The organism is Schlesneria paludicola DSM 18645 (genome assembly GCF_000255655.1).
Lineage (GTDB): Bacteria > Planctomycetota > Planctomycetia > Planctomycetales > Planctomycetaceae > Schlesneria > Schlesneria paludicola.
In genome coordinates this window covers 192,756-206,468 of sequence record NZ_JH636435.1, presented here as the reverse complement: position 1 = coordinate 206,468, position 13,713 = coordinate 192,756, and the positions used below count along the sequence as shown (strand labels likewise).

Genomic DNA, 13,713 nt, shown 5'->3' with positions numbered 1-13,713 from the left:
AATCAACTTCACAGACGCTTGAGGGGTATCTGCAGTGACCGACTCCATTCCAATCTGGCAGCCACAATCGCGACGAGCGTTTCTCGGGCAGTATGCAGGCGGAATCGGCGGGTTGGCCATTGTGCAGTTGCTCGCGCAGCAGGCGCAAGGTGAGTCATTTCATTCAGGTGAAGTGGCGCGAAGCCGGCCCGCGCGCGCCAAGCGGGTGATCTGCTTGTTCCAGCACGGCGGCCCCAGCCAGATGGATCTGTTCGATCCGAAACCCGAACTCCAAAAATGGCACGGTAAGCCCTATCCGGGGGGCGATCTTGAAGTTCACTTTGACAAGCAGAAAGGCAACGTGCTTGGCAGTCCGTTTTCATTCGCCAAACATGGCGAATGCGGCATGGACTTGTGCGAGCATCTTCCCTACACGGCACGCATTGCCGACGATCTTTGCCTGGTACGCTCGATGTCGACCGAGTCCGTCGATCACGAAGCCGCACTGCGACTGATTCATACAGGAAAGTTCCTGGCGGGAATGCCCGCCTGGGGTTCGTGGGTGCTGTACGCATTGGGCTCCAACAACGAAAACCTTCCGGCGTACGTGGTCTTGGGGGACCCGGGTGGGCTTCCCGTCGATGGAGAAAAGAACTGGTCCTCCGGGTTCCTTCCGGCCGTCTATCAGGGGACACCGTTTCGATCCAGTGCATCGCCCGTCTTCAACTTGCATACCCCAACCGGAATTGGTGCGGGGGCGCGCCGAAATCAGCTCAAACTGCTGGACGAGCTGAATCGCAGGCATCTGCAGAGGCATCCCGAGAATCATGAACTCGCCGCACGCATCGCCAACTTTGAAACGGCGGCACGCATGCAGATGTCGGTCCCTGAAGCACTCGATCTTGCGGGGGAAACACAGGCAACTCGCGAGCTTTATGGTTTGGGGAATCCCGCCACTGAGGAGTATGGAACGCGGTGTCTGCTGGCCCGCCGACTGATCGAGCGAGGCGTACGATTTGTTCAAATATTCATGAGCGGGCAACCATGGGACACGCATAGCAAGAATGCGGAAAGCCTGACGAAGCTCTGTGCCCGCACAGACCAACCAAGCGCCGCGCTCGTGATGGATCTCAAGCAGCGTGGATTGCTCGACGATACGATTGTGATGTGGACCGGAGAATTTGGACGTTTGCCGATTTCCCAAGGTACCGACGGACGCGATCACAATCGACGAGCGTTTTCGCTATGGTTGGCCGGTGGAGGTTTCAAAGCGGGACACATCCACGGCACAACCGATGATTTCGGATATGCATCCGTCACGGATGTTGTCAATGTTCATGACCTGCACGCGACGCTGCTGCACAATCTGGGACTCGATCATCGACAGCTCACGCATCATCACGAAGGGCGCGACGCCAGCTTGACCGATGCCGATGTGACGAAGGCCAATATTGTCAAAGAGCTACTGGCCTGATTCCGGCGTCGATCCCGATTGTGCCTGCCCCGAAATCCATCGCAGGATCACCTTGATTTTCGGCTGTGCGAAGTCTGGCCAAAAGTTGTTCGCCAACCATATCAAAGTGATTGGATTCGTTCGGGCGATGGGGGTAGCATTGAGGACTTGCGGGCCGTTCGTCCAAATCGAACGAGCCCTCACTGATTGGACGTTCAGTCTGTTGGTGGACCCCAGCCGATGATTGCCTTGGATGTTCGCGACGAGTTGGAAGCCGATTCGATAGAGGACTTTTACGGCCCTCTCGAATTCTTCTGATCGCAACCGCCAGGCTCATTGAATTCCGCCATCAGCCGCCCATTTGACGTTGTTTACGCCCGAATAGCTTGAAGGAGTCACATGTCTGAATCACCGGCTTTGACGATCACCCTGGCGATGATGCGTCAGTCCCTGTACAGCGCCGTCGTCAGCGATGCCCTGGATGGGTTGGGCTATAAGCAGCAGTCACCACGATTGTCATTGAAGCCCTTCACAACCTCAGAGTTACTCGTCGGACGCTGCAAGACAACGCTGTGGGTTGACATGGCTCACGTTGACCCCCGCCCCTACGAACTCGAACTGCAGGCGGTTGACGATTGCCAGCCAGACGATGTTCTGATTGCGGCCGCTGGTGGTTCCGTCCGATCGGGGATTTGGGGTGAATTGCTGACAACAGCGGCGCTGAATCGCGGCTGCGTCGGTGCCGTCATCGACGGCGCGATTCGAGACGTCAGCAAGATTCGAGAAATTGGCTTCCCTGTGTTTGCACGAACGACGTGTGTCTACGACAGCTTCAATCGTCAGCGCGTCGTTGATGTCGATGTTCCAGTCGAGATCGATGGCGTTGCCTTTCATCCTGGCGATTTGGTCTTCGCTGATGAAGATGGCGTCGTCGTCGTTCCACAAGCGGTCGAGAACGAGGCGATTCGCCGGGCCTGGGACAAAGTCCACGCAGAGAATGTCGTTCGCGATTCGATTCGCGGGGGACTCAAAGCGGCGGAAGCCTTCGCCAAGTATGGCGTACTGTAATCAACCAATTCAGCGAGGTCATCCTGATACAGTGTGCATCGTTACTGATCGTCATTAAGGAATTTCCGCAAAACCGACTTCCCGCTCGCGGTATTCGCTAGCCATCTTGGTGAAGTCGGGTGATAAACAGGCTCCCGATTCTTATTGATCAATGAGAATCGGGGCCAAGCACTTCTGCATTCCATCAGATCGTTTTTTCCGTGATTGAACTCGCTTCTGGTCGCACCTCGTCTGGTGTCGACTGTACCGCGACATGCTCATTTCGTTTGTACTCACAAGTCTTCTGTCTCGATGCGGAGCTCTCATGTCTGCCTTCTGTCGAATCCTCTTTCTCGTCGGAACCGTTACGCTCTTGAATCTTGCCGAGGCGCGAGAAATCTATGTGGATAACCTTCACGGCCGGAATCTGAATGACGGCTTGATCCCTGACATCACTCAGGCGAAGGCCGGCCCCGTGAGGACGATTTCGCGCGCCTTGGATCTGGCAAAAAGTGCAGATGTGATCGTGCTGAAGAACACAGGCACCCCCTACTATGAATCGATCTCGTTAACCGGATCGCGTCACAGCGGAATTGATACACACCCGTTTGTCATTCAGGGCAATGGCTCGACAATCAGTGGACTTCGCTCGATTCCTCGCGATGGTTGGCGAGAAGTCGGACCGAGTCTATGGAAGCTGACATTCACCCGAAAAGGGTATTATCAAATTTTGAGGAACGGGCGTCTGGTGCCGGAATTCTTGGCGGATGGTGAGCAAGATCCACTGGCAGCACTTCCCCCTGGGCATTGGGTCTCGTGGCGCGGAAGCGTCTATTTTCGCCAAGATCAACCAGCCTATCCCAGCGATCAGGCGTTCGCCTTCTCGGCCGAGCAGACGGGAATTTCGCTGCATCACGTCAACAACGTGCTGATCACCAATGTCACGCTGCAACATTTTCGGTTCGATGGCCTGCATGCGCAGGGACTTTGCAATCAGGTCGAACTGGATAACGTCACCGCGATTGAGAATGGTCGCGCGGGAATCGTCGCCAGTAGTGCTTCAAAACTCCAAATCTTCGGTGGATCGGTCGCTCGCAACGGTCGCCACGAGATCATGGAAATTGGTAGCTCCACCGCGACACAACATCCTGCTTACGAGCTCGCCAAGGAACTGAAGTAAGCAAGAACTGGTGAATTTACTTCGGATTGGGCATTTTCCGGATCATGGCCTTTCTATCTCAGCACCAGATCTCGGCGATTGATCTAGATTCCGAACACTTGGATCTGACAGAGTGCCACCGCGAGGGGCGATTGTCCGAAAACCGAAAAGAGTCCGCACGCTCCTGATCAAACCGCTCAAAAGAAATAGCAGCAGAATTGCGCCCCCGATCAACAGTGGCGGTGCCGTGATTCTGCATTCGAGCCACACGACCTCGTCACTGTCGATACCCCATCCAAACACAGCGGTCACGGCCCCCATGACCCCGATCAGCAAATAGACGAGCGGAATCCAGAACTCCAAGACCGATGGCAGTGACAACGATTTTCGACGTCGCGCCATGGCGGTTGCCTCCTCGACAGTCGGGTCTTCGATTATCGAATTGTCGCCGCACAGATGGGACAGGTACGTGCCGTTCGTCGATGAATCCTCGCAACGCAGTTCTTGACTTGGCGACTTGACTGTTACACTGCGTAGCGTTACATTGCGTAACACTTCAGCCCACTGCGGAGCCATCATGTCAAAGCGAGGAAGAGTGAACGGGGATCTCAGTCCACTGGAAGAAGAGGTCATGGACGTGATCTGGCGGCTGGGAACTGCGCGTGCCGATCAGGTGCGTGAGGCGATGCACGCGAAACACGCATTGACAGACTCGACGATCAGAACGCTCTTACGGCGAATGGAAGCCAAAGGGTTCCTGGAGCACACCACAGAAGGTCGGACATTCATTTATCGGACTTCGGTCAAACCGTCCGATATGGCCAATCAAGCGGTACAGCAAGTCATTGATCGTTTCTGCGAAGGGTCACTTTCCAGTCTGCTCATTGGGATGGCAGGTGATCATCTGATTTCAGCGGATGAACTTCGCGAACTCGCAGCCGAGATCGAACGGGCGGAAAAGAAATCCAAACGTGCGAACTGACGCGCCGCTCAATCGTCGCAAGTCGTCTGAGATTTTCGTGTGCAGACTGAACGAAGGATGTCCGCAGCAATCGTCGGTTTCGACGCGCAATGAATGGGTTGCGATACAGAAGGGCGAGGACTTTCATGATCGAACAACTTTCCATACGCATTGCCTTCCTGCTTTTGGATATCTCGCTCAAGGCGTTCATGGCAGCTGTCCTTGCGATCGCCGCCATTTGTGCGGTTCGGCACCTCTCTGTACATACCCAACACCGAATCTGGACCGTCGTGCTTTTGACATTGGTGTTTCTGCCAATCCCCGGAATCATCGGACTCACTTGGTTCATTCCGTTGTCCATCTGGCCAACGGAAATCCATTCGGAATTCGGAAGTGAACGGGTCGCGACAACGTCGGTCGATCGAAACCGACACGATTCCGCCGAGTTGAACGCGTCGGCCTTGGCACGAGGACGCGAAACGGAATTTCACCGCGATGATGTTCGCGATCGATTCCAGGCGTTTTCCCACCTGCATCCAATTCCATCTGCGGGGGACTCACCTGCCGTAGAAAACGGCGAGTCTGCAATGAGTGCGTCGAATGTGGCGATTGCTGAGCCATCTCCAACGAGACCTGTTGGCGCTGTAAGTTCTTCTGGATTCAATCCGAAGCAGCTCCTCTTCCCGATTGCGGTGATGATTTGGTTGATTGGCGTCGGCGCAATGTTGCTTCGACTGCTAATAGCGATACAGCGAGTACGACGCTTGCTGCGAAGGTCGGCCATTGTCTCTGACCTCTCGCGACTTCGTGAACTGGTGTACGAAACTGATCAGATTGAGAGTCCCGTTGTGGTGGGTTTGTGGCAACCCTTGATTCTGTTGCCACAAACCTGGCGAAGTTGGACCGCGGGAAAATTCCACGCCGTCTTCTCACACGAGTTATCACATCTTCGACGGCGAGACACATTGGTCAGCTTCCTGGCCGAGATTGCGACGATCTTCTATTGGTTTCATCCCGTCAGTTGGCTGACGAAGCAACGACTGAATCAGCTTGCGGAGCTCGCCTGCGACGAGGCGGCGGCCGTGGCACTGGGAAATCGTATCGAGTACGCGCGTTATCTCGTCGAGATTGCTGCGGCGAATCGACACCCATCACGCCTTCAGCTTGGAACGGCCATGGCACGAAGCAGCGAGATCGGACAACGGGTGCGGGTTTTGTTGGATTTGTCGCGGCCGTTGTCGGCGCGGATTTCTGTTGTGTCGCTCGCGTTGGTTCTACTGGCGGGGTTGCCCGCGGCGGGACTGCTCTCCTTCGTTCGGCCGACATCTGCGGCATCTGTAGAACGCCTCGACGTGAATGATGCCGCTCAAGCTCCCGAAGTCGCAGACGCTGCCGAATCAACCGACGCACTGGACCCGAACACTCCACTGACTGCAGCAATTCCGTCCGATACATCAACGACCGAGGATGAAATTCCCATTTTGACGATGCAAGGTTCGGTGCATTTACCTGACGGCTCGTTGGTGAAGGATGCGATCCTGGAGCAAGGCCGAAGTGATGTCTTGAGTGCCAAGATTTCCGAAGGACGGTTTGAGATCAGATTGACGGGAACGAAACTCAACAATCCGTCGATTCTCATTCGGACGTCCGATTGGAAGTGGCAGGCCTCATTAGTGCTCAAGGGGCACACCCTGAGACGCCAATGTCTTTCGGCTCAACGCCTCGTGCTATCGCCGACGCGTGTGATTCAGGTGCATGTCACCGATGGCGTCGAATCGGTTGCAAATGCACATGTGCACTTCAACGCCGGTTCGTTTGACTATTCGGGTACAACCAATGTGAGCGGTATTGCCGAGTTCTTAGTCCCCAAGGATGAGAGCGTTTTTCTGATGTCGGCCTGGACCGACGATCACCGGATCGGTGGAGTTCATGCCGCACGCAATCCGACCCGAGAACAATTCGGTGAACATTTGAAAATTGTGGTGAGTCGTGGCGATCCCGTGCGAGTTCGCGCCGTCGATGCTCAGCAGCGGCCCGTGCCCAATGTCCTTCTTTCATTTGTCGCTGTCGATGGCCAGCACGGCGAGTCGTTTGTGGGGGAAGTTCCCGTCACGTTGCAGAGGACGAATGTAAACGGGGAAGCAACATTCGCCTGGGTTCCCGCGTGGGCGAAGGATCGGATGTATTTTTCCGTCGCTGACCGAAATCACTGGCGCGTGATTGGTGAACGATCGGTAGAGAAGGCGCCTGACGGGGCCTATCAGATCCTGGTGGCGCCATCACGGGCGAGCGAAAGAATCCTCGTGCAAGGGCGGGCTTCGGGAGTGGCGGGAAATCTGTCAGGGCTTTTAGTGGAGTTTTGGAGTTTCGACGGTGAGCAGGAGCATGAATCCGATGTGGTCTATTCGCGTACAAATGCGGAGGGGCGATTCACGGCCCGCGTGTTGCCCGGCAGTCAATACAGCGTGTTCGTGAATGACCGCGAATTGGTGAGTAACATCTGGCATGAAGCCATCGTTCTTTCCAAGGACTCGACAATCCGGCAGCCGGAACTCACGCTGACAAAGGGCGTGCCTGTCGAAATCCAGATCACACAAGGGTCCGATCCCGAACCCATGAAGAATGCCTGGATTCATTTCGAATCGCAGCATCCGTCAAACCAGGGGCGTCGATTTTGGGGAAAGACGGACGAGAATGGGCATTACGCGGCACCTGTTTCTCCAGGAACGCTTACGATCCGCGCATCCGATGGAGACTGGGAAACGACAAGAACGGTCGAGGTCATCGATGGAAAGCCACTCGCCGTCCATCTGCATCGAAAATTGACGACCGGACAACCGATCAGCGGAAAGCTGACCTTGCCTGCGGGCGCGACCGCTGATCTCAATCATGCGAGCGTCAGAATCGCATCAATGGATGGTGAGTCTAAAGATGAAACGACCGTCACAGCCGACGAGCAAGGGCGTTTCACCGCGTCAATCATGGCCACCCGTATTTGCGTTCTCGCCGCTTCCACAGATGAGAGATACTTCGGTTGCGGAATTATGGATGTTTCATCGGACTCGATCGAACTGCTGATGTACCCAACCGTCGACTATCAAGGAATCGTTCTGGATCAAGACCAACAGCCAATGCCGAACGTTGAAGTTCGCATGAATGCACGTCTGACTGATCAGTATCTCAATGCGGAAAAAAAAGCACGCTTTGAACGGCTGTACAAGGACTACTTCGAACGCCGGATGGTGACAACCGACGCGAACGGCGAATTCTCGTTTTCTTCGATTCCGCAGAAGATCGAATTGATGATGCAGTTCACATTACCGGGAGCGAAGAATTCCAATCTCTGGCAGCAACGAATTCTTGAGCCCGACGAGGCGCGCACCCGCGAAGTGTTCCACCTTGAATCCACTTCTAACTCCAAGGAGGTCGTCCCTGTCTCTTTGGAGACGGGAATGTCGCGATTGCTGCAAAACTGTCGCGTGACAGGAATCCACGCTCTCGTGATCGTGTCGGGTGAGGGTGACATTGCCGCGCCGTTCATCAAGAACCACCTTTCGGATCAAGATGGGGTGAGCGACCTTGATTCCTACCTTTCCAAACAGGTGAGCGGTCCCGAGATCCGCCAGCGTCCCGAGGATCTTCAGTTCTTCGAAGCAAAACAATGGCCGCTGCCCAAGAAAGACTCACTGTTTCTGGTGGCTCTTCACGGTCGCGGAGATGAACTCGGACGCATCACAGTCGATCTTCGTGACGACCAGAAGTCAGCGAAAGACGTCGCGCGGTTCCTTAAAGTCCATCTTCCTCCGCAACAGGATGCAAAGGCGGGGCTTGAATCGGCGCTGGCCGAAGCGAAGAAGTCAGGCCGGCGAGTCTGGGCTCGCGTTAGCCAGACGCGCTGCGGACCATGCTTTTCGCTCTCAAGATGGCTAGATGCTCAAAAAGAACTATTGGAGAAGGATTATGTCCTCTACAAGTTTGATGACGTGCGCGATCTGAATGGAGCCGACTTGAGTGTCGCATTGAACTTTGACATGCACGGCGTTCCGTGCCATGCGATCCTGGATTCGGCCGGGAAGGAACTCGTGAACAGCATTGGTCCGCTGGGCAATATCGGTGATCCCGCGGGCAGCGTCGAAGGAAAACGCCACTTGAAATTGATGTTGAAATCGACCGCACAGCGACTTACGGATGCGGACATCGAGGCGTTGCTTCACAGTCTGCCGAATGATTAGTGGGACGTTCGCCACGGTTCGTCATATTTCGTGATTCACAATCCCACCGAGTGCCTGTTCCAACAGATCCATTCGTGCGAGATTCGATCTGAGTGATTCGGGGATATGGGATTCTCCCCAGCAGGCACCGGCCAATTGTCCGCAGACGGCGCCCGTGGTATCGGCATCGTCACCGAGATTGACCGCTTTCAGGACGGCTTCTTCGAATGAGCTGGAATCGTGAAATGCCCAAAGCGCGGCCTCAAGACTTTTGACGACCCAGCCTGAACCACGGATGTCGGGTACCTGCTTCTCTCGAAAGCTTCCTTGCGCGATCTCTTCAATCAGGGGATGCAGCGGCTTAATCTCCTGAAGCTGCTTCAACGATTTCCAATCGGGCGATAGCACCACGTCCCGCTCTTCACCACGAATCAACGCCGCAACGACCGTGGCGAGATAGCGACAGGCAGACAGACACTGTTCGCTGGCATGCGTCGGCAAACTTGATTCCTCGGCAAGCTCTGCGAAATCGGCGAGGCGGTCTGGATACAGATGGCCAAAACGGATCGGCACCGGCGCCAGACGCATGATCGATCCATTCCCACTCGCCTGCTCTGATCGATCACCTGACGTCCGCGCGTCACCAGTGGCAAGAAACTGAGTCAATGCGGTCTGAGTCGTTCCGCCAATATCAAAACATCGTTGATTGACGGAATATTTTCCTTGGGTCCACCATTGGAGATACCGATCCGTTTGATCGTTTAGATCCCATCCCACCCGGGCCAGGCTATCGGCAAGGGCTAACGCCATACTGGTATCATCCGTCCACTCACCTGCCGCGAGTCGATGCGGGCCGCCATTTCGATAGCCGGTTACAGGCTCAAAGCTTCCCGGTGGTTTGAACTCAACTGCGGCTCCCAATGCATCGCCAATGGCCAAGCCAATCAAAGCCCCCCTGCATTGATCTCTCATCTGTCTTCATTCCTTCCATCAGTAGCTCGTGTCCAACAGAAATTCACTTCACGCTCAACGCAAGATGCTCTTGTTCATGTAACCGCTCACAGCCCAAAGAGAGGTGGACAGGCACATTGTCCTTTCCCAGTCAAATTGGAATCCACAGCGCATCGAATGGAGTAATCCTTCCCTTGGTCGCGGGAAAATGAGCCAGTCCCCGGCCTGTGAACGGTTAACCTTGTCCATTCCAGCGTTGACTGCCCGCAGAATCTGCATCAGCCATCGCAACAGCTTTGCATTACAAAGTGAATAGACAAAAAGAAGACTGGTCCGCTCACGCCGGTGCCCAGCCGTTCGATCGCTCTGGCTTATCGGAACTTGGTTGCAATTCGGATTGGGCATCGGTGACGACTTTCTCGAGCACACTGATGTATTCGGCGAATCGCTGTCGTCCCGTCGCCGAAAAGCGATACATCGTCTGAGTACGCGATCCGGAGGTACTCTTCCAGACTTCAATCAAACCGGCCTCACTTAGCACATCCAAATGTCGGCTGAGATTCCCGTCAGTCAACGTGCAAAGCTGCTTCAGGTCGTTAAACAATAGTCCATTCGCATTAGACGCAAGCGAAGCCAGAATTCCAAGCCGTGCTTTTTCGTGTATGACTCGCTCCAGCCCCTCGTACGAGAACCGGCCTTCCGCCGTGGGCGCCGCCTCCGCAATTCTCTTTGCGGGCTTTCGTTTACCGGCCATTGGCTCGCTCCAAGCTCCAATAGAGAATTGCCGCACTCAGGAGCTGACCGCCGCCAAAACTGACTGCCATCTGCCATGCAGCCAAGGCATTTTCACCGCGTCCCCAAAGCAGACAACCACAGCCACACATGACGTAATACAGGCCTGCCCAGATCACGGGGCGAGGCAGCGAGCGTGCCGACGCGAAGACGCCCAGTCCGAAAAGCAACGACCACAGTCCCGGCAGCATCCACGCGACATCGGGCGAACTACGGACGACGCAGAGCGTCAGCAAACCGCCGACCGCGACACACGGCAGGAATTGCTCAACCGCAAGTAACGTTGTCTGGCGAACGAAGCCCGCACCAGTTCGGCGAATCGACCAGATGAGTTCCATCCCAATGACGATCAGGCTGACCGACGCGACGGTGCACCAAAGCAGCAGAAACCGCCCAAGTTCCAGTTCGGGACGAGCGATGCAGTAAGGCTGAACGGACGCCGCGAGCAATCCGAGCATGCCCGAAAAACCGACCGTGATCGGGCGATAGCCACGAAACAACTCTGTCCGTGCCATTTGCAGACGAATATCAGAGATTTGAGATAAGGCGTCGCGAAGCTCCACGGTCCTCATCCTTGCTGGAATCCACCGAATGACTCTACGCTGCAAAGTAACATTGTGGCCAGCGAATTGCAACGGGAACTCGTCAACGAGGGGAACATCCAGAATCGACCGGCAGAGCGACCAACGATCTTTGAATCGTGGACGAGTGTCGGATTTCCACTCGTCATCGAGGCCGATGGACACGGAATTGCAGAACAACGTTGCTCGTCAATCGGACAGGCATCGTCGTTCCGAAAACCACTGAGGAATTGTCGATCGAGTGTCTCGATTAACCTGCTGCGATGGATTTTTTTTGGACTATGACACACCCCACTGGAACAAACTTCTTCGAAAGAACCCTCCCTTACGAAAACGGGAGCATCCTGGGTCAACTCTTATCAGGCAAGGCTGAGGGGATTTCGGAACAGTCAAAGTCACGAGAACAAATCCAATGGAACCTGACGATTCGGCCTTTGCCGCACTGTGTACCAGTTCCGTTTTCGTAAGGTTTCGACGTGAACTTGTAACGAAGATACGGACAGAACACCTTGAGCCTACGATAGTCTTACAAGCCTGAGACGTTGTGGTCATCCCGGTTCGTGCGCTGATGACACCTGAGCCGAATGAACCTATGCAGCGTTAGGTGTTGGCCCGCTCGTAGACGACGTACGAGGCCGGTAAACCCAAGTCTTCACGAGATCGGCAATGACTGCCGGTTACCGAATCGGAAGTGAATGGATGCACAATATGCCGGCGATCTCTCAGCTCACGTCTTCAATTCATCGTTTCGGTGTCGCTTCGTCGCTCTCTGCACTTCTCGCCGGTGTGATGTGTTTGCTGCCTGCGTCCTCTTGCCTGGCAGATGATCCGATTCAAGCGCTGCAGCAACGGCTCGACAAGCTCGAACAAGACAATCGTGAATTGCGGTCGGCGCTCAGTAAGCGTTCCTCAGACGGATTCATACCACTCCTGACCGAAACGCCGCCATCTCCCGACGAACTGGAAGATGACGATCAACAGGCGTCCGATGATCAATCCGAGATGGGTAGTCTGGTCGACGGCTATATTCGCCGGATGACCGAACAGTCTCGGGCGATGGAAGAGATGCAGAACCAGAAGATTTCAACACTCGAAAGCAAACTCGCTGGCGTGCTGAACAAGCCCGCCCCCAAAGGGACGGCAGCGAACGGCAACTTTGGGAATACCGGCCTGCTGTTCACCTCTAATGACGGCAACTTCAAAACCCATTTCGGCGGAACCGCTCAGCTGGATTTCATCGCCCCGGAGTCGCAGGCGAGCAATATCGTCGTGCCCAACGGAGCCGGAACGCCGCTGACACAAGACTCGACAAACTTTCGACGCTTGCGAATGCGAGCGGACGGAACGATGTATGGGACGATCGACTGGGTGTCTGAATTTGATTTCGCCGGCTTCGTTCAGAACACATCTCAAGCCAACGCAAACCTGGCAGACAACGGCCTGCGAAGCATCGGAACGTTGAACGGTGGAGTCCAGGGGGGAAACTCGTTGAATGTGATTCAGCCGACGACAGTCTGGATGACGTTCAAAGAGATCCCCATTCTCGGAAATGTCCGTGTCGGCAATCAACAGGACTGGTTCAGCATCGAGCATATCACGAGCGCACGATACCTCGACTTCATGGAACGCGCGCCCATCATGGATGCGTTCAGCGGACCAAACAACAACGGCTACACGCCAGGGGTGTCGTTCTTTAACAATACTCCTGACAAAAACGCCGGCCTGCAAATGGGGGTCTACAAGAACAACGCGTATGACTCCGGCTATTCTTACAGCATCGGAAACGCGTTTACCTATGGTGGTCGCGTCATCTGGACACCCTATTACGACGAGTGTTCGGAGGGCCGATATCTGGTGCATACCGGCTTTGGCGCTCAATATCGTACATTCGACACCGACCTGGCACTCAATCAGAACGGCCAAAACGTTCGTCTCCGCTCGCGTGGAGACCTGCGAATCGCATCCGCGACCGTGACGCCAAACTTCACCGATACGGGTAACTTCTTCGCCACTGGCCAGTCGTTGATCGATCCCGAACTCGCGGTCGTCTGGGGGCCTTGGACGTTCCAGGCCGAGTACACCGCAGGTTGGTTCAACGGAGCCCGCTCGACGCAGCTTGCGGGCGGGATTCCACTCGACAACGTCTTCATGCAAGGCGGTTATGTCGAAGGTCTGTACTTTTTGACGGGTGAAAACAAGGTCTACAATCGTCAGACGGGATTGTTTGGACAGGTCATCCCGAAGAACAATGTTAACTTTTCGGAGTGCAAGTACGGGGCCTGGCAAGTGGGGGCCCGTTATGACTGGATGGACATGAATTCGGGACTGATTGCTGGCGGACGGAATCAGAACGGGACGTTGGGATTGAACTGGTTCTTGAACCCGAACATTCGCTTCCAGTTCAATACGGTCTTTAGCTACATCGATAACTCGGCAAATCCAACCATCCCCGGACCTGTTGGTTCTGCAGCGACGGGGGCCTTGCAAGGCGCAAAATTCACGGGTGAAGGTCTGATCGTCACGGTCGGCACACGAATGGACATCAGTTTCTGACCGACGCCAACTGTAGCAGTGATTCC

The 13,713-nt window shown here is 55.1% G+C and carries 9 protein-coding genes; 6 read left to right on the top strand and 3 right to left on the bottom strand.

Going from position 1 to position 13,713, the window contains the following annotated elements; all coding sequences use genetic code 11:
* Window positions 1-34: 34 nt before the first annotated feature.
* The 5 genes from OSO_RS0118130 to OSO_RS0118100 all read left to right on the top strand — a co-directional run bounded on the left by OSO_RS0118130 (window position 35) and on the right by OSO_RS0118100 (window position 8,831).
* On the top strand, window positions 35-1,453 hold the full coding sequence (locus OSO_RS0118130; protein WP_010584626.1) for a DUF1501 domain-containing protein: 1,419 nt from the start codon (window positions 35-37) through the stop codon (window positions 1,451-1,453).
* 378 nt (window positions 1,454-1,831) lie between these two features.
* Window positions 1,832-2,500 (top strand): RraA family protein, encoded by a 669-nt coding sequence (locus tag OSO_RS0118120; protein WP_010584624.1) that lies wholly within the window; start codon window positions 1,832-1,834, stop codon window positions 2,498-2,500.
* A 304-nt stretch (window positions 2,501-2,804) separates the two neighbouring features.
* The gene (locus tag OSO_RS0118115) at window positions 2,805-3,659 is read left to right on the top strand and encodes a right-handed parallel beta-helix repeat-containing protein (protein WP_010584623.1); all 855 of its coding nucleotides are present in this window, start codon (window positions 2,805-2,807) and stop codon (window positions 3,657-3,659) included.
* Window positions 3,660-4,215: 556 nt separating this feature from the next.
* Complete coding sequence (locus OSO_RS0118105) at window positions 4,216-4,620, top strand: BlaI/MecI/CopY family transcriptional regulator (protein ID WP_040592555.1); 405 nt, start codon at window positions 4,216-4,218, stop codon at window positions 4,618-4,620.
* A 125-nt stretch (window positions 4,621-4,745) separates the two neighbouring features.
* Complete coding sequence (locus OSO_RS0118100; RefSeq protein WP_010584620.1) at window positions 4,746-8,831, top strand: M56 family metallopeptidase; 4,086 nt, start codon at window positions 4,746-4,748, stop codon at window positions 8,829-8,831.
* A gap of 21 nt (window positions 8,832-8,852) precedes the next feature.
* On the opposite strand, the gene OSO_RS0118095 is transcribed toward OSO_RS0118100, so the two are convergent.
* The 3 genes from OSO_RS0118095 to OSO_RS0118080 form a co-directional block, all read right to left on the bottom strand.
* Window positions 8,853-9,782 (bottom strand): ADP-ribosylglycohydrolase family protein, encoded by a 930-nt coding sequence (locus OSO_RS0118095; protein ID WP_010584619.1) that lies wholly within the window; start codon window positions 9,780-9,782, stop codon window positions 8,853-8,855.
* 316 nt (window positions 9,783-10,098) lie between these two features.
* On the bottom strand, window positions 10,099-10,515 hold the full coding sequence (locus OSO_RS0118085) for a transcriptional regulator (RefSeq protein WP_010584618.1): 417 nt from the start codon (window positions 10,513-10,515) through the stop codon (window positions 10,099-10,101).
* On the bottom strand, window positions 10,505-11,125 hold the full coding sequence (locus OSO_RS0118080; RefSeq protein WP_040592554.1) for a hypothetical protein: 621 nt from the start codon (window positions 11,123-11,125) through the stop codon (window positions 10,505-10,507). The genes OSO_RS0118085 and OSO_RS0118080 overlap by 11 nt, the downstream gene beginning before the upstream one ends.
* Before the next feature lie 717 nt (window positions 11,126-11,842).
* On the opposite strand from OSO_RS0118080, the gene OSO_RS0118070 reads away from it, so the two are divergent.
* A complete protein-coding gene (locus OSO_RS0118070) occupies window positions 11,843-13,687 on the top strand; it encodes an OprO/OprP family phosphate-selective porin (RefSeq protein ID WP_157605329.1) in 1,845 nt (614 codons plus the stop codon).
* Window positions 13,688-13,713 lie beyond the last annotated feature (26 nt).

Excerpts from the sequence above, each read along its gene's own strand:
- OSO_RS0118080 (WP_040592554.1), bottom strand. The coding sequence starts at position 11,125 with ATGAGGACCGTGGAGCTTCGCGACGCCTTATCTCAAATCTCTGATATT.
- OSO_RS0118100 (WP_010584620.1), top strand. The coding sequence starts at position 4,746 with ATGATCGAACAACTTTCCATACGCATTGCCTTCCTGCTTTTGGATATC.
- OSO_RS0118115 (WP_010584623.1), top strand. The coding sequence starts at position 2,805 with ATGTCTGCCTTCTGTCGAATCCTCTTTCTCGTCGGAACCGTTACGCTC.
- OSO_RS0118095 (WP_010584619.1), bottom strand. The coding sequence starts at position 9,782 with ATGAGAGATCAATGCAGGGGGGCTTTGATTGGCTTGGCCATTGGCGAT.
- OSO_RS0118105 (WP_040592555.1), top strand. The coding sequence starts at position 4,216 with ATGTCAAAGCGAGGAAGAGTGAACGGGGATCTCAGTCCACTGGAAGAA.
- OSO_RS0118070 (WP_157605329.1), top strand. The coding sequence starts at position 11,843 with ATGCCGGCGATCTCTCAGCTCACGTCTTCAATTCATCGTTTCGGTGTC.
- OSO_RS0118085 (WP_010584618.1), bottom strand. The coding sequence starts at position 10,515 with ATGGCCGGTAAACGAAAGCCCGCAAAGAGAATTGCGGAGGCGGCGCCC.
- OSO_RS0118120 (WP_010584624.1), top strand. The coding sequence starts at position 1,832 with ATGTCTGAATCACCGGCTTTGACGATCACCCTGGCGATGATGCGTCAG.